Origin of the sequence: Kosakonia oryzendophytica (assembly GCF_027886705.1) — a bacterium.
Lineage (GTDB): Bacteria > Pseudomonadota > Gammaproteobacteria > Enterobacterales > Enterobacteriaceae > Kosakonia > Kosakonia oryzendophytica.
Genome location: NZ_CP115659.1, coordinates 2562980 through 2583618 on the forward strand (window position 1 = coordinate 2562980; position 20639 = coordinate 2583618).

The window sequence follows — 20639 nt, forward strand, 5'->3', positions numbered from 1 at the left end:
GTGACTCCTTATAAAATATGTGGGGCGACATGCCCGGCAATCAGTTCGATAGAGCGCAATGTGTCCTGATGCGACGGTTTCACAGAGTGAACCTGGAAGGAGATATCGGTTGCGCGCGCCAGAATGCTGTCGTTTTTCAGGGAGGCAACCACCGTTGACGGATCGCCGATATGCGCATCGAACTGGCGAATATAATCCGTGACACTGTCACCAATAACCTCATGACCCGCCGCGCGGTGCTGCTGCGCCTGGCGGGTTAACCCCGGTGTTGCCACCTGCAGCGCATATTCCGTGCTGTCGGCAACAAATGCAGTGCGCGAGGCGAGAATGCGCGGCGCAACACCTGCCGGAAGGGCGTCAAGGTAGGCATCAACCATCGGGTTTTGCAGCGCATCCAGTGTCAGTGAAAGAGCGTCTGCCGGTCGCGGCTGCGTGCGGGAGAGCATTAATCCGTGCCCCGCCTGTCCGGCGCGGATTGCCCCCTCAACCGAAAATGTGGCGATCCATACACGCTCCGCCAGTTGCGGTGCCGGTGGGTAAAGATGATTATCGGGATGGGTCAGTGAATCACCGCGCCAGGCACTCTGGATCAGATGCAGATATTCAGCAAACACGCTTGCTCGCTGGTCAATCGTCAGGCCAAACGGCAGAAACGAGGTCGGCGTACCGCCGGAGCCAAAACCGACTTCCAGTCGCCCGCCGGCCAGCAAATCCAGTACGGCCGCATCTTCCGCCACGCGCAACGGGTTTTCCAGCGGCAGGGTGATGATCGCCGTACCTAAACGGATGCTCTGCGTATGCGCAGCGACATGCGCCAGAAATACCAACGGTGAAGGCAAACCGCCTTCATGCTCATGAAAGTGGTGCTGCGCAATCCACGCACTGTCAAACCCCTGGCGCTCAGCATGGCGGATCTGCTCTGTCGCCAGTCGGTAGCGCTCCTTAGGCGGCGCATCATCCAGTAAACGGGTAAAAAATCCCAGGCGTTTTCGCGTCATGCGAACTCCTCCGTGGCAGGTGAAAAATGGGGAATGGCATTAATCAATTCCCGGGTGTAGTTGTCCTGAGGCGCGGCGAAGAGACTTTCTACCGTTCCGTGTTCGACAACACGGCCATTGCGTAGCACTGTCACGCTGTGCCCAATGCGGCGAACCGTCGCCAGGTCATGTGTAATAAACAGATAGGTCAGCCCGAGTTGCTGCTGTAATTGCTGGAGCAGGGCAAGGATCTGTGCCTGTACGGTCACATCAAGCGCCGAGGTGGCTTCATCCAGCACCAGAATGCCTGGGTCGAGGATGAGGGCGCGGGCAATCGCAACGCGTTGCCGCTGTCCACCTGAGAGTTCATGAGCATAGCGACTTAACAGTTCCGGCGACAACGCAACGCGCCGGGCCACGGTTTCCACCCGGCGTTTACGCTCAGCCTTATCGACGGGCTCGAAATTCTTCAGCGGCTCTTCAATGATGTCGAACAGCGTCTGGCGCGGATCCAGCGACGCAAACGGGTTCTGATAAACAAACTGAATTTTGCGGCGTAACTGGCGGCGGGCCTCCTGGCTCAGGTGCGTGGCATCAATGCCATCAATCATCACGCTACCGCTGTCGGCCTGTTCAAATCCCAGCAGAATACGCGCCAGTGTTGTTTTGCCGGATCCAGACTCACCCACCAGCGCATGCGTACTGCCGCGACGGACATCGAAACTGACGCAGTCGAGCGCCTGCAACGCGTGGCCTTTGCCCAGTGAAAACTGCTTGCTGATCTCCCGCACACGAATAGCCGCCAACGCCAGTGGCTGACCGGATACTGGCGCAATTGTCAGCGCATGGCCCTGAAGATCGCTCAGTAACTGGCGGGTATACGCCTGTTGCGGCGCGCGAATAATATCCGCCGTTGCGCCTTGTTCCTGAATTTCTCCGTGCCTGAAGACCAGTAAACGGTCGGCTCGCTCAGCCGCCAGTGCCAAATCGTGCGTCACAAACAGCACCGCCGTACCGGACTCGCGCCGCAGCCTGTCCAGCAGATCGAGGATCCTTTTTTGCACCGTAACATCGAGCGCGCTGGTGGGTTCATCGGCAATGATCAAGTCCGGTTGCAGCGCAATCGCGATAGCAATTAACACCCGTTGTTTCATGCCGCCGGAGAGTTGATGCGGAAACTGTTTCATCCGCTGTTCCGGGTGGCTCAACCCCACTTTAGTGAGCAATGCCAGCACCTGTTCATCACGTTCACGGGCGCTGATTTTGCTGTGCAGCGTGAGGATTTCTCCCACCTGTGCGCCGATGGTTTTAACCGGGTTAAGCGAATTGCCCGGATCCTGCGGAACAAGGCTGATGCGAGCACCGCGCAGACTATCCAGTCGCCTGGCTGACCACTGGCTTATCGCCTCACCATTAAGCAGGATCGTTCCACTGTCGCGACGGGCATTGTCGGCCAGCAGCCCCATAATCGCCTGCGCGGTAGTGGTTTTTCCTGAGCCGGATTCCCCGACAAACGCCAGCATTTCGCCGCGCTTGAGCGTAAAACTGACGTGATGAACCACCTCTCGCCATTCACGCCCGGTACGGTAACTGAGCGTCAAATCTTCTACGGTAAGCACCGTCATGGACGACCTCCGCTAAGCTGGCGGCTGATGCGGTTCGCCGCCAGCACCACCAAAATAACCACGACGCCGGGGAACGTGGTCAGCCACCAGGCTGTGGATAAATAGTTACGCCCTTCGGCGATCAGCAATCCCCATTCCGGGGTGGGCGGCGGCGTGCCGTAGCCGAGGAAACTGAGGGTGGAGAGGGCGAGGATCGCCTGGCCGAATTGCAGCGTGGCAAAGGCCAGTACTGCGGTCAGCGAGTTCGGTAAAATATGCCGCCACAGCACAGCCAGGAATGTACCGCCACTGCCTCTGGCGGCTTCAACGTAATCGGTATGGCGAATACGCACCACTTCCCCACGCGCCAGACGGGCAAAACTGGCAACCGACGCCACCCCAACCGCAATCGCAGCATTCACCGTGCCGAACCCCAGGAGAATGATCACCGTAAGTGACAACAACAGCGACGGAATAGAGAGCAGCACATCCACCAGGCGCATCAGTAGCGACTCGGTGCGCCCACCAACAGCCCCCGCCATGACGCCCAGCGAGGTGCCGGCCAACAATCCCATTGCCACGGCGGCCAACGCAGCAGAAAGGGAGTGCGACGCACCAAAAATAATCCGGGTATAGAGATCGCGCCCAAGTTGATCGGTGCCCAGCCAGTGGTTGGCCTGGGGTGCCAGCCGTTGTGCACCGGCAATCCCTTCAACGGGACTGTAATGCGTGAACAGCCCCGGAAAAAACGCCGCCGTCACCGCCAGCACTATTATTAGCCAGGCCAGCCATAAGCCGGGCTGCCAGCGAAATACAGGAAATACCTCTGCCCGCTTACGGGCGGCAGCTGCGTAGTCAACCAGACTCATAAGGCACCTCCGGTCACCGTTTTCAGCCGTGGGTCAAACCACGGCATAAGGAGATCAACAAGCAGGTTAATCAGCACAAACCCAAGCGCAGAGATCATCACCACGGCCTGTAAAACTGCGATATCCTGGTTATTCACCGCCTGCTGGGTCAGTTGCCCCAGCCCGCCGCGACCAAATACCGTTTCGGTGATCAACGCGCCCGCAATTAACTCACCCAACAGTAAACCGGCAACGTTCAGCACCGGCAGTAACGCGTTACCAGTCACATGCCGCCACAGTACGCCGGTTTCGCTTAAACCTTTCGCCCGCGCTACTGCCACAAACGGCTGCGCGGCAACCTGGTCGAGGCTGCGCATCAGGATCTGCGCCAGCGGTGCGGAGATCGGAATAGCGACCGTGATAATCGGCAGAATCACCCCTTGCAGCGGCGACGGGTTGATAACCGGAACCCACCGCAACTGGAAGGAGAACACCTGAATCAGCGCGATACCGAGCCAGAAGGTTGGCAGCGAGATAAACAGTACTGGCAACGCCTGAATCCCGTTGCTTATGCCACGCAGGAACGGCAGTCGCGAGGCAAATGCCAGGGCAAAGGCCAGCACCACGGCAAGCGCAAATGCGGGAAGGGCGAGGCTCAGTGTTTCGGGCAGATTACTGCGAATCAGTTCGCTCACTGCTACGCCAGCCTGGACCGAATAGCCAAAATCGCCGCGCAACATCGCGAACAGTGTGTGCACATATTGCTGCCACAGCGGGCTATCCGCGCCATAGGCAAGGCGCATCTCCTCGATTTGCGCCGGGCTGAGCCCCAGATCCGGATTTTGAAATTTAATCAGTACCGCGTCGCCCGGCAGCACCTGAAGCAGTACGAAGGAGAGCGTAAAAGCTGCCCACAGTACCAGTAGCCCAAGCCCTGCACGACGCAACAGATAGTGGCTCATCGATCGCCCCCTTAGTGTTTCGCAATCCACGCGCCGTAAAACGATGGACGCCCCACGGCTTCAAAGTTGACGTTTTTCACCCAGGGCGCGCCAGCAAAGACCTGCGGCTCTTCAAAAATAGGGATCACATAGGCATTTTCCAGCAGATAGCGCTGCGCATCGCCGGTCAGTTGCAGACGTTTTTGTGGGTCAACTTCGGCGGAAATATTCACCAGCAAGGCGTTGAGTTTGTCGTCGCGAAAGCTTTTTACCTTGTCGCTGGATCCGCCCTGTTGCAGCAGCGCGTCGCGGTTGGCGGGGTAGAACATACTTTTCACCACATCCGGATCGGCACGGCCGACTTCCGAAACGGTAAGCGGCGTTTTCAGCGGGTCAAGGTTATCGAGCGTGCGGCTGCCTGCATCACCGGCTTTGACCGTCAGCGCCACGCCGACCTGACGCCATTGCTGCGCCACCAGTTGCAGTACCTCTTTGTTTTGTGGCTGCGGCAGTGACTCATAAATGGTCAACGCCAGCGATTGACCCTCTTTGGTGCGGATCCCGTTCGCTGCGGTTTTCCAGCCTGCGTCATCAAGTAACTGCCGGGCTTTGACCGGGTCAAATTTCAGTGCATCGCTAAGGTTGACGTAACCCGCAGCAGAGTGGGCAATAACCGAAGTGGCTTGCGGGTAATTGGCAGAGAAGAGGGTGTCGACGACCTGTTTCGCATTTGTCGCATGGAGTAAGGCCTGGCGCACGCGTAGATCGGCAACCAGCGGATTATCCGGGCGGAAACTGATGCTGTCGTTGACGCCACGAGTTGGCGGCGCATAGATGGCAAAGCCTTGTTCCGTGGCCTGTTTTTCATCATAGGCCTGTACCTGACGAATAAAACCGGCCTGTCCCGCCAGCAACGCGCCAATGCGCACGCTGTCTTCCGGCGTAACGATGAATTTAATACCATCCAGATTGGCCGGGCCTTGCTGGGCACTATTTTTTGGTCCCCACTGATACGCTTTACGCGCCTGTAGCGTCACTTCACGCCCCAGTTTCTCGTCCGTCACCACAAACGGCCCGGAGCCGATAATATGCCGCGCATCACCCAGCTCATCGAAGTTGCGCTGCAACGTGCTGAGGGAAACCAGCCCTGACCCGATTGTCGCAGTGCCTTGCAGGAACCCCGGCGACGGTTTTTTAAAGTAGAATTTCACCGTCTGCGCATCAATCACTTCACTGTGATCGTAATTATTAATGACTTCCGATACCGGCAAGCGCTGCGCTTTGTTGCCGAGTCCGTAAGTGTCGAAGTTTTTCGCCACAGCAGCCGCATCAAGCGGAGTGCCATCTGAAAAGGTGACGCCAGGGCGAATTTTAAAGGTGTATTCCGTTTTGTCGGCGTTGGTGGTCCAGCTTTCAGCAATCCACGGTTCCACCTGCAACGTTTGCGGGTTCTGCCAGGTCAGCTTGTCAGTGATCTGGTTGAGGATGCCGCCGTTAGGGTAAAACCCGCCAGCCGGGGGATACAAATTGGTGTGCGCTTGCTGTTCAAGGTAAATCAGGGTACCGCCTTTAACCGGCGTTTCCGCCGCAAAGGCCTGAACCGAACTGACGGTAATCAGCGCCGTCAGCAGCGGTAAACGAAAAGCGATGTGCATGGTGAATTCCTTTGTTATCTATTGTCTTAGCCTCGAAAGCATCTTCCGGTGTGGCTGATAACAAGGGAACAAAGGAATTGAGATAAGCATTTCAGAAAAGAGCAAAACGCGCGGCAGGCCTGTATATCAGGCCTGAGAACGCGTCAACGCAGCCAGGGCGTGACCGTCAGTCCGACCAGCAGACCTTCAGGGCCAAGCAACCGCGTCACGCTTTGCCCCCACGGCTCCAGGCGGTTTGCCACCAGTAACTGATACCCTTTTTTCATCAGTATATCGGTAGCCGAAGTCAGATCGTCGACTTCGAACTCAATCCAGCCTTGCGGAACCGGATGTGTATCCGGCCATACCGAAGTACCGAAACAGGAGGCTGCCGCCTGGTCCAGTGGCCACAGAGCAAAGTGCTTTGCCCCCGTCAGCGCATCGTGATCGGCGACCAGGTAGTCGCTGTTGCCTTCCATCGGTTTCAGCGGCAAGCCAAGGGTTTGCTGATAAAAGTCCTGACTGTCGCTCACGCGTTGGGGGATGGGGCCGAACCCGGCGATAAACAGCACGTCAAGCCCGGGAATAGACGTTGTCATAAAGCATCTCCATTGGGTAAAAAAGGGGGCGCAGGCCCCACTCCTGGATGCAATATCCGGTAATTCATCGCGTAAAGCAATCACCCGGTCGCGTCTGAAAAGAGTGCATTCCAGCCTGTTTTTCGGGCGAATCATCAACGCGTCGCTGTCATGCTGCTGTCATCATTTGTCGCCAAATTGTTGCTTTCTCTCAACAAAAGAGTGATTAACAATGCATCTGGTGAAAAATGTCCTCGCAGCCAGCCTTTTTCTCTCCGCGTATGCGCAGGCTGACAATATTCTTGCGTTCCCGCAGCCGCAAAATACCCCGGACGAGTTTTACGCGGTGACCGAAATCCCGGCGGGCAGCATGATCAAATATGAAACCGACGCGAAAACCGGTTTTATCGTCGTTGACCGTTTTCAGTCCATGCCGGTGGCTTACCCGGCGAACTACGGTTCGCTCACGCAGTCGCTGGCAGGTGATGGCGATCCGCTGGATGTGATTTTTTACACCCGTGCGCCACTGGCCCCCGGTACGCTGATTAAACTGCGTCCCATCGGCGTGCTGAAAATGGTGGATGGCGGCGAGACCGACGACAAAATCGTGGCGGTTCCGGCCAGTAAAATCGACCCGACTTATGACGATATTAAAACCGTTACCGACCTGCCCAAAATTGAGCAGGATCGACTGGAAGCCTTCTTCCGCGTCTATAAACAGTTGCCTGACGGTCGCAAAAAAGTGGAGCTGAGTGGCTTTAACGATGCCGCCACGGCAAAGCAGGAGATCAAAGGGGCATGGGATGCCTGGAAGGCAAAAAACCCGCAAAAATAAACGACCCAGAGATGGCCCGCACGGGGCCATCCTGTCGCCAGTTTACTGGCGTACATACATCGGGTAGGTGAAGAGCAATAAATGGCAGATATTCAGCGCGAAATGAAACAGTACTGCCACCCAGAGACGCCCGCTCCACATCCAGGCAAGACCGTAAATTACCCCGGCCAGGCTGGCAAAAATCACCAGCAACATACCGCCTGCGACATGTACGCTACCAAAGATAAGCGCCTGTATCACCAGCGCAACAACCGGGTGCATAAGCCCTGCTAACCGCTGTTGCAAATAGCCGCGAAACAGCGCTTCTTCCGCCAGAGAGACAAAGAACAGATTGGCCAGGGCGAATGGCAATAACCACTGGGGCCAGTGAGGTTCAATTTTTAACCCGCCCAACAGGACAGCCAGCAACAACAAGGCCGGAACGGAAAGAAGCAATACCAGCCATTGCCATAGCGGGCGGTGCGTTGGGATTTCACGGACGAATAGCGTTCTGGTACAGATCAGCAGAACAAACGGCGTTAACGCTTTATCAACATTAAAATAGAGCGTGAAGGGGGCGCTTTGCGGCCCCGCTTTAACCAAATCCAGTACCTTTGGATTGTGAAAACCGGGCATAAGATGGAACGTAAGCGCAACGGCCAGCACCACCAGCAAACACTCAAGAGTCCGCTGTATCGCAGGGCGTTGCGGGAGAGTGAACCCCGTCATGCTGATCGCCGCCAGCAGAATAATGATCCCGGCAGCCCAGAGTTCGATAACACCAAGCCAGCCCGCCCACACGGTGGCGGCAAGCAATAACCCAACGGCGATTTTTTTGTTAAATGACAGAGTCAATAAAGCAAGTGCAAGTAGTATCCACATACTCATCCCGGATGTGTTAATGAGAAAAACGCCTGGGGAGAATAAACCAGGCCGTGCAACGTTGTACGGCCTGGTTTAGATTACGTCAATTGCCTGTTAATACGTGTTATCTCCTCACGCCATTGCGCCTGTAGTTGCGGTTTCTGGTGTTTCGGTTTGCGGGCCAGATCCTCTGCCAGGCGCGTTTCCAGCTCAATAAGCCGTGCCAGCAGGGTATCCTGATCGTCCGCGACCTCCGTCACGGTGTGTTGCGACCGGGCAGTTGCATTGAGGGTGCCAGCGCTTTCCCGCAATCGCTCATACACGGCTTGCACATCATGCCACTCCTGCAACTCACCGTTTTCCACCAGCCAGAAACGGTTACAGCTTGCGCTGATTAATTGACGATCGTGGCTCACCAGCAGCACACCACCGCTGAACTGTTGCAGCGTGTGCGCCAGCGCTTCTTTACCGGCCATATCCAGATGGTTGGTGGGTTCATCCAGCAACAGCAGGTTAAACCGTGCCAGCGACAGGCCAACAAACAACAACCGCGAACGCTCACCGCCGCTCAGCGTCGCAACGCGCTGCCCATGACGCGCCCATGCAAAACCGGCGCTGATCAGCGCCATTTTGCGATCCTCCGGCGCAGGGGCGAAGGGTTCCAAAGCCTCAAACAGCGTGGCCTCATCCGGCAACTGGTGCAGCGTCTGATCGTAGTAACCGGCCTGCAAACGTGGGTGCAGGCGCAACGTCGCTGGATTTTGCTGGCGGTACGCCTGCCAGATTAACCGCAGCAGCGAGGATTTCCCGCAGCCATTACGCCCGACAATGGCGACCCGATCGCCGCTCTTCAGACGGGCGAGGGGAACGTGAAACAACGCCGGTAAACCCACCGCGGGCGCAACCGGCAACTGTTCCATTTCCAGTAGACGATCCGCCGGTAACGCCTCACCATGCAGCGCAAGCGTCCACCGGCTTCCTGCAGTCAGTTCCGTCTGACTCTCTTTCAGGCGCTCAACCTGTTTTTCCATCTGTTTGGCTTTGCGCGACAGGTCTTCATTGTCATAAACCCGCCCCCATGTCGCCAGCCGTTTGGCGCTGGCGGTAACGCGATCGATCTCCTTTTGCTCCGCTTTATGCCGCAGTGCGTCACTCTCATCCCGATCCTCCAGCGCAAGACGCGCCGCACTACAGGGTAATGCGAAGCAATGCAGCGTATGGTCACGCAGGATCCAGGTGCCGTTAGTCACCGCATCCAGCAGAGAAGCATCGTGTGAGACCATGACAAAACTGCCGGACCAGTTTTGTAAAAACTGCTCCAGCCATAGCAACGTAGGCAGATCAAGGTGGTTACCGGGCTCGTCCAGCAGGAGAAGATCCGGTTCGCGGATTAACGCCCGCGCCAACAACAAGCGGGTATGCTGACCACCGCTCAGCGTCGCCGCTGTCAGGGCAATCTCCTGCGGGCTCAGTCCCATACTGGCCAGTAACGCTTCGCCTCGCCAGCGCTGGCTCTCCCGTTCCGTTTCAGGGATCTGCGCCAGTACCGCCTCCAACAGCGTGACAGGCAGTAACTCAGCGGGGAGATGTTGTTCCACGCGGGCTAACAGACAGTGGTGCGCCACCGTCACAGTACCGGAAAGGGGGGACAGCGAACCGTCCAGTACCTTCAACAGCGTGCTTTTACCGCAGCCATTGTCACCAATAAGGCCAAGGCGATCGCCTTTTTTCAGGGTAAAGGAGAGTTCGGAGAATAACGGACCGAAAGCCGTTTCAACACGGATTGATTGTGCAGATAGTAAAGTGCTCATTGCTTACTCAAGAGTTACAGGCATGTGTATGCCTCGTCAAACATCGCTGACGATAACCCGGTAAGCCCAAGGGAAGGGGATTGTGTCTTCGCTCAAGCAGAAGTTATCGCAGCACGATACCGATAACGCTTGAGCAGGTGCGATCACCAAGAGTATGTGAAACATAAAACAGTTCACAATACAGCATAATTAGCCTCCTTTTATATTCAGTAAGTTGATGGGTGAAAGGAGTGTAGCGGGGAAATAAATGATTTGCCAGCGTCGCCGGTACGTACCGCGTGCAAAAGCCGCCATCACAGCCATCCGCAGATGGCTGTGAAGAGGCAACTGGCGCTAAACGCACCGTCAAACCTGGGTCATTCCGCCATCCACACAGATCTCTGCCCCTGCAATGTAGCTGCTCTCATCGCTTGCCAGAAAGAGCGCTGCGTTGGCCACTTCATCGGGTTTGCCCATTCTGTGTAGCGGGATATTACGGGTTAACGCGTCGCGAACCTCATCAGTGACAGCCGCCATCATCTCGGTGTCAATTGGACCCGGCGCAACAACGTTAATGCGAATACCGCGGCTGGAGAGTTCACGTGTCCAGGTCCGGGCAAATGAACGCAGCGCCGCTTTACTGGCGCCGTAAACACCGTATCCCTCCGTGCCGATCGTATCGGCTATCGAACCGATAAGCACCACGCTCGCACCGGGCTGCAACAGCGGCAGCGCGGCCTGCAAGGCAAACACAGGCGAACGAACATTCAGACCAAATATCTGGTCAAAATGCGCTTCGCTGATTTCCCCGAGGGTGGCGTATTCCGACATTCCGGCATTAATCACCAGTACATCAATGCGACCCGCTTGCGCCTTAACCGTTGCCATAATGCGGGCCAGTTCGCTTTGTTGACTCACATCCGCGCGCAGCGGCATGGAAACGCCTGACAGGGTGCGACTGGCTGCCTGGAGCTCCTCATCACGGCGTGAAGTAAACCAGGTTGTTGCCCCTTCACGGGTGAAACGCTGGCTGATTGCCAGGCCAATGCCTTTTGCACCGCCAAGCACCACAGCCACTTTATTGTCTAATCTGCCCATCTGTTCTCTCCGGTTTGAGTGGAAAACAGATGATATAAATTTTATACTTAATATCAATTACGCACTTTGTTTATATCTGATATCGCGGAGTATATCGCTATGGAGAAAATTGACTGTAACAGCCTGAACAATGTGGGAAAAACCCGCTGGGTACTGGAACACATCACCAATAAATGGTCGATTATGATCCTCACGGTACTCTGCACTGAACCTGCCCGCTTTAATGAAATCCGCCGTCGGCTGGATGGCATTACCCACAAAGCGCTGGCGGATGCGCTAAAACGGTTGGAGCGCAATGGACTGGTGCGCCGTGAAGTACTGCCGACTTCGCCGGTGGGCGTGGAGTACAGCATCACACCGCTGGCGCAGACGCTACAACAACCGTTTATGGCACTGAATGATTGGGCACTGGAGTACGGTCCGGCACTGGAGCGAGCGCAGGCGGCCTACGATCTTGTCCATGCCAATGAAGAAACAACAACGGATTAGGTGATCAGCGCGGGCACACCCGGAGCACAGCGACTCCGGGTGGAAAACAGGCGGTTAGATCGAGGTACGGCGATAGCTGCGGTACTTCGGCTCCCAGAAGTTATCATTAATGGCTTGTTCCAGCGCTTCGGCAGAGGTTTTCACCGCCAGGCCTTGTTGCTGTGCCATTTTGCCGACGGCAAACGCAATAGCGCGCGACACTTTCTGAATATCTTTCAGCTCCGGCAACACCAGCCCTTCGCCATTAAGCAGCAACGGCGAGTATTCTGCCAGCGTTTCACTTGCCGCCATCAGCATTTCATCGGTAATGCGTGACGCCCCTGCGGAGATCACCCCCAGACCAATGCCAGGGAAGATATAGGCGTTGTTGCACTGTGCAATTGGGTAGGTTTTCTCTTTCCACTGCACCGGCGCAAACGGGCTACCGGTTGCGACCAACGCCATACCGTCAGTCCAACTGATGATGTCCTGCGGCGTCGCTTCCACACGGGAGGTCGGGTTAGAGAGCGGCATAATAATCGGGCGCGGGCAGTGTTTGTGCATTTCACGGATGATCTCTTCCGTGAACAGCCCGGTCTGACCGGAAACGCCAATCAAAATGTCCGGTTTCACATTGCGCACCACATCCAGCAGGGAGATGGCTTCGCTCTGGGTTTCGCGATCCCAGTTTTGCAGATTTTCACGTTTCTGCACCAGCTTGCTCTGGAACGGCAGCAAGTTTGGCATTTCGTCGGTCAGCAGACCAAAGCGATCCACCATATAGACTTTCTGGCGTGCATCCGCTTCGCTCAGACCTTCGCGCTGGGTCTGCGCAATAATCTGCTCGGCAATCCCGCAGCCAGCGGAACCCGCGCCGAGGAAGACGATTTTCTGCTGGCTCAACTGGCTGCCCGCTGCGCGGCTGGCGGCAATCAGTGTCCCGACAGTCACGGCTGCGGTTCCCTGAATATCATCGTTAAACGAGCAGATTTCGTTGCGGTAGCGATTCAACAGCGGCATGGCGTTTTTCTGCGCAAAATCTTCAAATTGCAGCAGCACATCCGGCCAGCGTTGTTTGACCGCCTGGATAAATTCATCGACAAACGCGTAGTACTCATCCCCCGTAATACGTGGGTGGCGCGAGCCCATATACAGCGGATCGTTAATCAGTTGCTGGTTGTTGGTACCAACGTCCAGCACCACCGGCAGGGTATACGCCGGGCTGATCCCGCCGCAGGAGGTATAAAGCGAGAGCTTACCGATTGGAATGCCCATTCCGCCAATCCCCTGGTCGCCCAGGCCAAGGATGCGCTCGCCGTCGGTGACAACAATCACTTTGATATTGTGGTTGGGGACGTTTTGCAGAATGTCGTCCATGTTGCCGCGATTCTGCCAGGAGATAAACACGCCGCGCGCGCGACGGTAAATGTCCGAAAAACGTTCACAAGCCCAACCGACCGTTGGGGTATAGATCACCGGCATCATCTCTTCGAGATGGTTATCCACCAGGCGATAGAAAAGGGTTTCGTTCGTGTCCTGGATGTTACGCAGGTAAATGTGCTTATCAATATCGGTTTTAAAACCCTGATATTGTAGCCAGGCACGTTCCGCCTGTTCTTCAATCGTTTCAACCACTTCGGGCAACAGACCCAGCAGGTTGAAGCTGCTGCGCTCTTCCATGCTGAAGGCGCTGCCTTTGTTCAGCAGGGGAAACTCCAGCAACACGGGGCCGGCATAGGGGATATACAACGATCGATTTTTATTATGTTTGGCATTCATCTTACTGCTCCTTTATCAACGATCACTCCGCGTGGCATAGCGTAGCGGGTGGGTACTGCGGCGGGCGCAAGTATAAAGCATCAATACGGTAAATACTTCCTATTCGCGGCATTCGTTGATTGAATTTTTATCAAGCAGAAGAGAAAACAAAACGCCACTCCGGATGGAGTGGCGAGGGTGGAAAACATTAGCCAGCGCGGCGATGACGCCCGGAACGATGGACCACCACCGTTTCTTCGTGGTTGTCTTTGGTCACCACTTTGCGGGTATTAGACACTTTGTAATCCAGTCCCATGATATGACGTGCCTGACGGTTCGATTTCATGCTTACTCCTTAATCCAGTTCAATGTTTCAAGGACAAGCCCGGTAAACTGCGCCGGGCGAAATACAATCTCATCATTGCGCGGTATAAAAAACATACCGGACTGTCATCCTCGGACATCGTGACGCAAAGCGCAAGCGATTGACGACTTTTAAGAACAGTCTCTTATTATTCGTGGCGCAGGTCATAGAATTGAACAATAAACGAACTTGATCACTTGACTGATCAAGTGAACCAAACCTATTTTTGATGGGCATCTTCCATTTGCTTTCAGAGGGTTGCCCGATGGGTTTTATTCGTACGTTGCATGGAGATATTGCCCCCGCCCAGCTGGGTGTGACCTACAGTCACGATCATATCTACTGCATTCCGCCGTATTGGGCAGAGCGTAACGATGAGGATCTGCTGCTGGATTCAGCGGAAGCCTCGGAAAGGGAGCTGGCGGATTTTCGCGCCGCTGGCGGGCACTCTTTCTATGACGCCACCGCGCCGGATTATGGCAGACAGGTCGAGGTTGTTGCCAGAATCGCACAGCGTCAGCACGTACAGATCATCGCTACCGCCGGGTTTAACAAAGGCTTCCTCTGGAGCTGCAAACGCCCTGGTCACAACGACACGTTTGCACAGTGGATTGAACACTCGCCATTGGACGCACTGGTGGAGCACGTTGTCCGCGAAGTGACGGACGGCATCGATGGCAGCCAGTACCGGGCTGGCGTGGTGAAATGCGGCACCGGCTATAACATGATTTCGCCACTTGAACGCAAAACGCTGGAAGTGATCGTTCGCGCGCAGCAAATTACCGGCGCGCCGATGCACAGCCATACGGAAATGGGCACCATGGCGCTGGAACAGGCGCAGGTGTTTAAAACGCTTGGTCTTGATATGTCCCGTTTGTGCTTTGCACATATGGACCGAAACCCCGATCCCTGGTTACATCGTCAAATCGCCAACACCGGGGCGTACCTCTCTTTTGACGGTATTACCAGGATAAAATATCACCCTGAACATATTCGTACACAGGCCATCCTCGAACTGTGTAAAAGGGGATATCAAAAACAGATCCTGATCGGTGGCGATTTCGCCCGTAAAAGCATGAGCGCCCACTATGGAAAAGGGGGGCTGGGATTGAAGTTTATCCTGGCGGACTGGCGGCCAAGGTTTATAGAAGAAGCGCATGAAGCCGGTTTTGACGGCGAGGCACTGCTGCATGATTTTTTCATTGCTAATCCGGCCCGTTATTTTACCTTCAGCCAGGACAGCCAATGAAGCTGCAAATGCTGAACGAATCGCAGGCCTGTGCGGCGCTGCGCCGGGCGCAGATAGCCTTACTGCCATTGGGCGCGGTAGAACCGCACGGCGATCATCTGCCGTTGGCAACGGACAATCTGCTGGCAGAGCGTTTTTGCGAACGACTCGATGCAGCCCTCGGCGAAGCATCCGTAATGCTGCCAGTGCTACCGTTTAGCCAGGTCTGGTCGTTACAGGGTCACGCTGGTGCGGTGGATATTGGTAACGATTTACTGAGTCAGCTTTTACAGGCGCTGGCGCGCAATATGGCAGGCTATGGCATTCCGGCGCTGGCGGTCATTAATGCGCATTACGGTAATTTTGACGCCATAAAAAGCGCGGCCAGGGCATTGAAAAAAGAGGGCATTACGCTACTCAGCTACACCTGGGCGGGTATGAATGATTGCGTGCATCGTCTACGGGAATCGAAAGAGGCCAAAGCCGGATATATGCATGCTGATGAGATTGAAACCTCCCTGATGCTGGAACTGGCTCCGGAAGCGGTGCAGATGGCGCAGGCAAGGGCGCACTATCCTGAGTTCCCCCCTAATTTCGCCTGGCAACAGATGCACTGGACGGAGTTTTCCGACTATGCGGTGCTGGGCGATCCGCGTTGCGCCACGGCAGAAAAAGGGGCAGCGCTTGTCCAGCAGGCACTGGACACCACGCTCCACTCTCTTCGTCACTATCTTGCGCAGGTATCCCGATGATTGCACGCCAGGCCATACAACTGGACCATCCCGCAAACACGCCGGAGCAGGCGATTCTGGCAGCAGGCAACGCGCTGCTGGCAAGCGATGCGTGCACTGAACGTTATGTCCAGGCGATGGTGGACAATTTTCATCAATTCGGCCCCTATTTTGTGATAGCGCCAGGTCTGGCAATGCCCCATGCACGGCCAGAACAGGGCGCGCTGACGCCGCAAATCAGTTTTATCCGCCTGCGCCAGCCTGTGGCGTTTGGACACAGTGATAACGATCCCGTCTCGCTGGTGCTGGGGTTATCCGCAACTGGCCAGGATCAGCATATTCAACTTATCCAGCAACTGGTGACATTGCTCAGCAACGAGCATACGTACCACACTTTTCTGCACAGCACGGACGCAGAAGCGATTTTCTCCTGTTTTACGCACAAGAATTAATCACGGAATCACGCACTTCGAGGGCTGATAATGAAAATTCTGACGGTTTGCGGTTTAGGCATGGGCTCCAGCCTGATTTTAAAAATGAACGTCGAAACGGTATTACAAAAAAACGGTATTCAGGCGTCTGTCGAGCACATGGATGTCTCTTCCGCCTCTTCGGCGCAGGCCGACCTGGTGATCACCAATAGTGAACTGGTGGACAACCTGCGCCAGCTTTCCTGTCCGGTGGTGGTGGTGAATAACTACATTGATACGCAGGAAATCACCCGCGCCTTAGCACAGGCGGGCGTACTGAAAGAGGGTGCCTGATCATGAGTGAATTTATCGATGTGCTGCACTGGATAACCGTCAATATTTTCGGCGAAGCCTCCATTCTTATTGGTTTGATCGTCCTTCTCGGGCTGGTGTTACAGAAAAAACCGTTGGCGGATATCGTCTCCGGCACGCTGAAAGGCATTCTCGGTTTTCTGATTATTGGCGCAGGCGCAGGCATTATTGTCTCCGCCTTGCTGATTTTTCAGCCCATCTGGACCGAAGTGTTCGGTCTCAGTTCAATGAACCTGACGGACATTATGGGGCAGGTGAAATTCAGCGAACGCTACGGCAGCAGCGTAACCATTGCGATTGCAGCGGGTTTTGCCATTAACCTGCTGCTGGCGCGGCTCACCCCGTTCAAATATATCTACCTGACCGGCCATATGATGTTCTGGACGACGATGATCTTTGCCGGGATCATGGTCAACACCAACCCGAACATCTCCGCGGTGCAGTTAACGCTGATGCTGTCGGTGATCATGGGACTGTACTGGACGCTACAACCTGCGATGGTGCAACCGTGGGTGCGAAAAATCACCGGCAACGACAATGTCGCCCTCGGCCATACATCGGCCTCCGTCGCACTGCTGGGTGCGGTGTTCGGCACGCTCTTCGCTGCCAACAAAATTAACGCTGAAGATATTCAGGTACCGAAAAAGCTCGGTTTCCTGCGCGACTCCAACGTGGTCACCGCGTTAACCATGACGCTGTTGTTCTTTGTGGGCACCTTTATTCTGCAAATCAAAGCCACGCCGAAAGCGGCTGAAATCCTCTCCCAGTCGGGGGGGCTCAGTTTTTATATCTACGCCCTGAAACAGTCGCTGATCTTCACCGGCGGCATTGCTGTGGTCTTACTTGGGGTGAGGATGTTTATTGGCGAGATGGTGCCAGCGTTTAACGGCATTGGTTCACGGCTGGTGCCCGGCGCGAAACCGGCGCTTGATTGCCCGATTTTATTCAACTTTGCACCCAACGCGGTGGTGCTTGGCTTCGTTGGTGCCTTTATCGGTTCACTGTTGTGGCTAACGGTGATTGGTCGCTCCACGGGGTATGTGTTTATTCCCAGCATGATTGTTATTTTCTTCCATGCAGGCACGGCGGGGGTGTTTGGCAATATCACCGGCGGCTATAAAGGCGCGCTGCTGGCGGGGTTTGTCACCTCGACTGTGGTAGCGTGGGGGCAATACTTCTGCGTCAGCTTCTTTATCAACGACACCATTCCGGATACCGCGTTGTGGGCGGGTGATAGCGACATGTTTATGCTGGCACCGCTGATCAGCGCGTTAACCCGTTTGCTGACCTTCTGAGGATCTGCGATGAGCGACGCGTTGAACCACTACTATGCACAAATCCACCAGAAATTGCGGGAGCTGGAGCAGCAACGCGACGTGATTGACCGGGCGGCAGAGATGATGTTCGACACCGTGTGCAACCAGCGCAATCTGTTTGTCTTTGGCGCCAGCCATGCCGGGATCCTGGCGGAGGAGATGAGCTACCGTGCCGGTGGGCTGGCGATCGTTAACCCGCTCTTTAACCCGGCGCTGATGCTTAACGTACGACCATTAACATTGACCAGCGCCGTGGAAAATGTTGAAGGGTTAGGGCGCGTCCTGGTGGAGAGCTCACCGCTACAGGCCGGCGATACGCTGCTTATCCACTCCGTATCGGGGCGCAACGCCATTACTCTGGATGTGGCGATTTGCGCCCGCGAGCGCGGGGTGAATGTAGTGGCGATCACCAGCCTGGATACCGCTGCGAAAGTGACCTCACGCCACTCCAGCGGCAAACTGCTGGCCACGGTGGCAGATGTGACCATTGATAATCTCTGCGAATACGGCGATGCCGCTGTCACCCTACCGGGAATGGCGCAGCGTGTCGCACCGTTGTCCACTATCATGGGGGCAACCATTGCCAACAGCCTGGTGCTGCGCTTATGCGAACGGATGCTGGAAATCGGCCTTACGCCGCCAGTACTGGCCAGTGCAAACATAGACGGTAATCAACAGATAAATCGGGATATACTGGAAAAATACAGGAGCCGGATACACTACCTCTGAAGCGGAGTTGAAGTATGTTTGAGTCTGACGGACTCCCACTTTACCTGAAGATCAAAGAGATTATTCTGCAACGGATTATCTCGTTTACCTATGATGACAGACTGCCCGGCGAACTGCTGCTGGCGGAAGAGTTTCAGGTGGCACGCGGTACGATCAAACAGGCCATCGATGCGCTGGTCAGCATCGGGATGGTGTACCGCGAGCAGGGAAAAGGCACCTTTATTAACCGTGATGCGCTGCTCAAACACTACACCGACCTGCCGGATACGCTGGTCTCGTTTGTTGATCCGCAGCCCGTGCATCTGGAGGTTATTTCTCTCTTTCCTTCCATGGCAGACAGCGTGGTAGCCGAGAAAATGGGGCTAAGCCTTGGCCATCAGGTCGTGCGACTTGAACGGGTAATGATGCAAAACACGCAGGTCGTCGGGCATGTAATCAGCTGGCTCAACGGCAGGATTTATACCGATATCAGCCATATTGATGGCGCGCGTTCGCTGCACGGGCAATTACGCGAAACCTTTGGCTATGCGCCGACACGCGCCCATGAACAATACATGCCGGTGGTGAGCGACAACGCGCTGGCTAAACAGCTCAACGTGGCGGTGGGCAGCCCGCTATTACGCATCGAGCGGATTGCCAGTAACCTGGATGATGTGGTGTTTGAATACAGCGTCAGCCATGTGAAAGGGGCGTCGCTATCCCTGCGAGTCGCAACCAGTCAGAGTGCGGGGAATGCGCAATGGAGTTGCGCTGTTTCCTGGTAACAGATCGTCACAAGACCCACGCGGTTACGCCTGAAATGAAAAGGCCTGAGTCCGCTCACATCACGTACCCAGGCCATAAACGCCGCTCAATGTGACTGCCCGGTTTGACAGGGCAGTCCATGTTTTCTGCTTTTACCGGATATTAGTGGATAAGCCCCTGAACACGGGTAATGGCGTTGTCATACACCGTATTGGCTTTTTCATTACGGGCTGCCTGGTAATATCTCAGCGCTTGCTGATAATCACCCGCCGTTTCGTAAATTTTGCCGATGTTATAATTTGCCCCGGCACGAACCGTTGGCGCACCTGCGCCGCTGGCTAATGCCAGCGCTTTACGGTTGGCCCACAGTGCTTCCGCCGTGCGACCGGCTTTCTGATACACCAGCCCCAGGTTGCCGTATGCCTTGCCGTTATCCGCCCACGCGTTGACGGCCGCCGTGAACTGCGCGATCGCCTGATCGTAATCATTTTGCTGGTAAGCCGCTTCTCCCAACAGGTTGAAATTACGCGACGCGCTCATATCCTGTTGTGACCAACCCGCATTGTGCGACGCGGTCCAGGCGTCTGCCAACGCAGGCGAGAGGAGCGTGCCGATGTTCGCGGAGTCGGTCGTCACCCCTTCAATTTTGTTGATATCGACAAAGTCGCCCGATGGGGTGATTTTAAATACCGTCCACAGATTCCCGGTCTGATGCTGCGGAACATAATAGGTTCTCACCAGCGATTCGCCGACGTAGACAAACACTTTCGCCTGGCTTTCGGACAAGCGTGTCGTGCCCGGATTTAAGCGATCGGTAAAGTCATGGATAGCGTAGACATAGGACTGACCATTCTGCCGTGCTGTCAGGGTGATGGTTTCAGGACCATAACTGTCTGTATCGTCAACATCCAGATTGCCGTTATCACCCTCTTGATGGTCGAAATAAATATGGTTGCCCGGATAAACGATGTGCGAATCCAGATCCTCAGGCTGCGCTCCCCAGGTTAAGACCACACGCATACTGTCCAGCCCGCTCAGTACCGGGCTTAACGCATACGACATGCCGTTACAGGGGCATTTCACCACCAGATTTGAATAACCGTTTTTTTTGACAATCAACAGCGTGTCGCTGGTATCGGGCAACGCGCTCTCCAGTACGGCCTGTCCCTGTGCGTTCGTCGTCGCCTTGATCGCGCTTTCACCGTTTCGTTGCAGCATAAGCTGTGCATCGGGGATTTTCGCGTCTTTGACCACGGCGCTCAGAATTTCAACCTGGGTTGTGCTGGCCGAACCATAGCCAGACAACAGAAAAAGCGGTACAAGCAGCCATGACTTCATATTATTCTTCATTTAATCCCTTAATATCCTGGC

General features: G+C 55.4%; 21 protein-coding genes. 9 read left to right on the plus strand and 12 right to left on the minus strand.

What is annotated here, in order from left to right; all coding sequences use genetic code 11:
- Positions 1–8 precede the first annotated feature (8 nt).
- The 6 genes from O9K67_RS12440 to O9K67_RS12465 form a co-directional block, all read right to left on the minus strand.
- Positions 9–998 (minus strand): putative FMN-dependent luciferase-like monooxygenase, encoded by a 990-nt coding sequence (locus O9K67_RS12440; RefSeq protein WP_061495898.1) that lies wholly within the window; start codon positions 996–998, stop codon positions 9–11.
- On the minus strand, positions 995–2602 hold the full coding sequence (locus O9K67_RS12445; protein ID WP_061495896.1) for a dipeptide ABC transporter ATP-binding protein: 1608 nt from the start codon (positions 2600–2602) through the stop codon (positions 995–997). The genes O9K67_RS12440 and O9K67_RS12445 overlap by 4 nt, the downstream gene beginning before the upstream one ends.
- The gene (locus tag O9K67_RS12450) at positions 2599–3450 is read right to left on the minus strand and encodes an ABC transporter permease (RefSeq protein WP_061495894.1); all 852 of its coding nucleotides are present in this window, start codon (positions 3448–3450) and stop codon (positions 2599–2601) included. The genes O9K67_RS12445 and O9K67_RS12450 overlap by 4 nt, the downstream gene beginning before the upstream one ends.
- Positions 3447–4391 (minus strand): ABC transporter permease, encoded by a 945-nt coding sequence (locus O9K67_RS12455; RefSeq protein WP_061495892.1) that lies wholly within the window; start codon positions 4389–4391, stop codon positions 3447–3449. Before O9K67_RS12455 ends, O9K67_RS12450 begins: the two co-directional genes overlap by 4 nt.
- Positions 4392–4402: 11 nt before the next feature.
- Entirely contained in the window at positions 4403–6025 is a 1623-nt protein-coding gene (locus O9K67_RS12460) for a TIGR04028 family ABC transporter substrate-binding protein (RefSeq protein WP_061495891.1), read from the minus strand.
- Between the two features lie 143 nt (positions 6026–6168).
- Positions 6169–6603 carry a VOC family protein gene (locus O9K67_RS12465; protein WP_061495888.1) on the minus strand — a complete coding sequence of 145 codons (435 nt, stop codon included), beginning with the start codon at positions 6601–6603 and terminating at the stop codon, positions 6169–6171.
- Between the two features lie 211 nt (positions 6604–6814).
- Between O9K67_RS12465 and O9K67_RS12470 the strand changes: the two genes are divergently transcribed.
- Positions 6815–7417, plus strand: a complete 603-nt coding sequence (locus O9K67_RS12470; protein WP_061495886.1) for an inorganic diphosphatase — start codon at positions 6815–6817, stop codon at positions 7415–7417.
- A 42-nt stretch (positions 7418–7459) separates the two neighbouring features.
- On the opposite strand, the gene O9K67_RS12475 is transcribed toward O9K67_RS12470, so the two are convergent.
- The 3 genes from O9K67_RS12475 to O9K67_RS12485 form a co-directional block, all read right to left on the minus strand.
- Positions 7460–8278, minus strand: a complete 819-nt coding sequence (locus O9K67_RS12475) for a CPBP family intramembrane glutamic endopeptidase (RefSeq protein WP_061495884.1) — start codon at positions 8276–8278, stop codon at positions 7460–7462.
- Positions 8279–8358: 80 nt separating this feature from the next.
- Positions 8359–10071, minus strand: a complete 1713-nt coding sequence (locus O9K67_RS12480) for an ABC-F family ATP-binding cassette domain-containing protein (protein ID WP_061495882.1) — start codon at positions 10069–10071, stop codon at positions 8359–8361.
- Positions 10072–10416: 345 nt separating this feature from the next.
- A complete protein-coding gene (locus O9K67_RS12485; protein WP_061495880.1) occupies positions 10417–11148 on the minus strand; it encodes an SDR family NAD(P)-dependent oxidoreductase in 732 nt (243 codons plus the stop codon).
- A 99-nt stretch (positions 11149–11247) separates the two neighbouring features.
- Here O9K67_RS12485 and O9K67_RS12490 point away from each other — a divergent pair, with 99 nt between their 5' ends.
- The gene (locus O9K67_RS12490; RefSeq protein ID WP_061495878.1) at positions 11248–11637 is read left to right on the plus strand and encodes a winged helix-turn-helix transcriptional regulator; all 390 of its coding nucleotides are present in this window, start codon (positions 11248–11250) and stop codon (positions 11635–11637) included.
- A gap of 54 nt (positions 11638–11691) precedes the next feature.
- Here O9K67_RS12490 and O9K67_RS12495 read toward each other — a convergent pair whose 3' ends face one another.
- Positions 11692–13395, minus strand: coding sequence for an NAD-dependent malic enzyme (locus O9K67_RS12495; protein ID WP_061495876.1), 1704 nt, complete (start codon positions 13393–13395; stop codon positions 11692–11694).
- Between the two features lie 187 nt (positions 13396–13582).
- Positions 13583–13720 (minus strand): stationary-phase-induced ribosome-associated protein, encoded by a 138-nt coding sequence (gene sra / locus O9K67_RS12500; protein WP_061495875.1) that lies wholly within the window; start codon positions 13718–13720, stop codon positions 13583–13585.
- A 283-nt stretch (positions 13721–14003) separates the two neighbouring features.
- Here sra and O9K67_RS12505 point away from each other — a divergent pair, with 283 nt between their 5' ends.
- From O9K67_RS12505 to O9K67_RS12535, 7 genes are read left to right on the plus strand one after another with little or no spacing between them, the layout of a single operon-like run.
- Complete coding sequence (locus O9K67_RS12505; RefSeq protein WP_061495873.1) at positions 14004–14987, plus strand: phosphotriesterase family protein; 984 nt, start codon at positions 14004–14006, stop codon at positions 14985–14987.
- Positions 14984–15718, plus strand: a complete 735-nt coding sequence (locus O9K67_RS12510) for a creatininase family protein (protein WP_061495871.1) — start codon at positions 14984–14986, stop codon at positions 15716–15718. The genes O9K67_RS12505 and O9K67_RS12510 overlap by 4 nt, the downstream gene beginning before the upstream one ends.
- Positions 15715–16149, plus strand: a complete 435-nt coding sequence (locus O9K67_RS12515) for a PTS sugar transporter subunit IIA (RefSeq protein WP_061495869.1) — start codon at positions 15715–15717, stop codon at positions 16147–16149. Before O9K67_RS12510 ends, O9K67_RS12515 begins: the two co-directional genes overlap by 4 nt.
- Before the next feature lie 30 nt (positions 16150–16179).
- A complete protein-coding gene (locus O9K67_RS12520) occupies positions 16180–16461 on the plus strand; it encodes a PTS sugar transporter subunit IIB (protein ID WP_061495867.1) in 282 nt (93 codons plus the stop codon).
- A gap of 2 nt (positions 16462–16463) precedes the next feature.
- Positions 16464–17774 (plus strand): PTS ascorbate transporter subunit IIC, encoded by a 1311-nt coding sequence (locus O9K67_RS12525; protein WP_082794165.1) that lies wholly within the window; start codon positions 16464–16466, stop codon positions 17772–17774.
- A 9-nt stretch (positions 17775–17783) separates the two neighbouring features.
- On the plus strand, positions 17784–18524 hold the full coding sequence (locus O9K67_RS12530) for a sugar isomerase domain-containing protein (RefSeq protein ID WP_061495866.1): 741 nt from the start codon (positions 17784–17786) through the stop codon (positions 18522–18524).
- Positions 18525–18538: 14 nt separating this feature from the next.
- Positions 18539–19288: a GntR family transcriptional regulator gene (locus O9K67_RS12535; RefSeq protein ID WP_061495864.1), complete on the plus strand. Its 750-nt coding sequence runs from the start codon at positions 18539–18541 to the stop codon at positions 19286–19288.
- Positions 19289–19430: 142 nt separating this feature from the next.
- On the opposite strand, the gene O9K67_RS12540 is transcribed toward O9K67_RS12535, so the two are convergent.
- Positions 19431–20606, minus strand: coding sequence for a tetratricopeptide repeat protein (locus O9K67_RS12540; protein ID WP_061500029.1), 1176 nt, complete (start codon positions 20604–20606; stop codon positions 19431–19433).
- Positions 20607–20639: the final 33 nt, after the last annotated feature.

Coding starts and splice junctions, on each gene's coding strand:
- O9K67_RS12540 (WP_061500029.1), bottom strand. CDS start 20,606: ATGAAGTCATGGCTGCTTGTACCGCTTTTTCTGTTGTCTGGCTATGGT.
- sra (WP_061495875.1), bottom strand. CDS start 13,720: ATGAAATCGAACCGTCAGGCACGTCATATCATGGGACTGGATTACAAA.
- O9K67_RS12520 (WP_061495867.1), top strand. CDS start 16,180: ATGAAAATTCTGACGGTTTGCGGTTTAGGCATGGGCTCCAGCCTGATT.
- O9K67_RS12445 (WP_061495896.1), bottom strand. CDS start 2,602: ATGACGGTGCTTACCGTAGAAGATTTGACGCTCAGTTACCGTACCGGG.
- O9K67_RS12490 (WP_061495878.1), top strand. CDS start 11,248: ATGGAGAAAATTGACTGTAACAGCCTGAACAATGTGGGAAAAACCCGC.
- O9K67_RS12450 (WP_061495894.1), bottom strand. CDS start 3,450: ATGAGTCTGGTTGACTACGCAGCTGCCGCCCGTAAGCGGGCAGAGGTA.
- O9K67_RS12485 (WP_061495880.1), bottom strand. CDS start 11,148: ATGGGCAGATTAGACAATAAAGTGGCTGTGGTGCTTGGCGGTGCAAAA.
- O9K67_RS12510 (WP_061495871.1), top strand. CDS start 14,984: ATGAAGCTGCAAATGCTGAACGAATCGCAGGCCTGTGCGGCGCTGCGC.
- O9K67_RS12515 (WP_061495869.1), top strand. CDS start 15,715: ATGATTGCACGCCAGGCCATACAACTGGACCATCCCGCAAACACGCCG.
- O9K67_RS12495 (WP_061495876.1), bottom strand. CDS start 13,395: ATGAATGCCAAACATAATAAAAATCGATCGTTGTATATCCCCTATGCC.
- O9K67_RS12480 (WP_061495882.1), bottom strand. CDS start 10,071: ATGAGCACTTTACTATCTGCACAATCAATCCGTGTTGAAACGGCTTTC.
- O9K67_RS12470 (WP_061495886.1), top strand. CDS start 6,815: ATGCATCTGGTGAAAAATGTCCTCGCAGCCAGCCTTTTTCTCTCCGCG.
- O9K67_RS12465 (WP_061495888.1), bottom strand. CDS start 6,603: ATGACAACGTCTATTCCCGGGCTTGACGTGCTGTTTATCGCCGGGTTC.
- O9K67_RS12530 (WP_061495866.1), top strand. CDS start 17,784: ATGAGCGACGCGTTGAACCACTACTATGCACAAATCCACCAGAAATTG.
- O9K67_RS12505 (WP_061495873.1), top strand. CDS start 14,004: ATGGGTTTTATTCGTACGTTGCATGGAGATATTGCCCCCGCCCAGCTG.
- O9K67_RS12535 (WP_061495864.1), top strand. CDS start 18,539: ATGTTTGAGTCTGACGGACTCCCACTTTACCTGAAGATCAAAGAGATT.
- O9K67_RS12440 (WP_061495898.1), bottom strand. CDS start 998: ATGACGCGAAAACGCCTGGGATTTTTTACCCGTTTACTGGATGATGCG.
- O9K67_RS12460 (WP_061495891.1), bottom strand. CDS start 6,025: ATGCACATCGCTTTTCGTTTACCGCTGCTGACGGCGCTGATTACCGTC.
- O9K67_RS12455 (WP_061495892.1), bottom strand. CDS start 4,391: ATGAGCCACTATCTGTTGCGTCGTGCAGGGCTTGGGCTACTGGTACTG.
- O9K67_RS12525 (WP_082794165.1), top strand. CDS start 16,464: ATGAGTGAATTTATCGATGTGCTGCACTGGATAACCGTCAATATTTTC.
- O9K67_RS12475 (WP_061495884.1), bottom strand. CDS start 8,278: ATGTGGATACTACTTGCACTTGCTTTATTGACTCTGTCATTTAACAAA.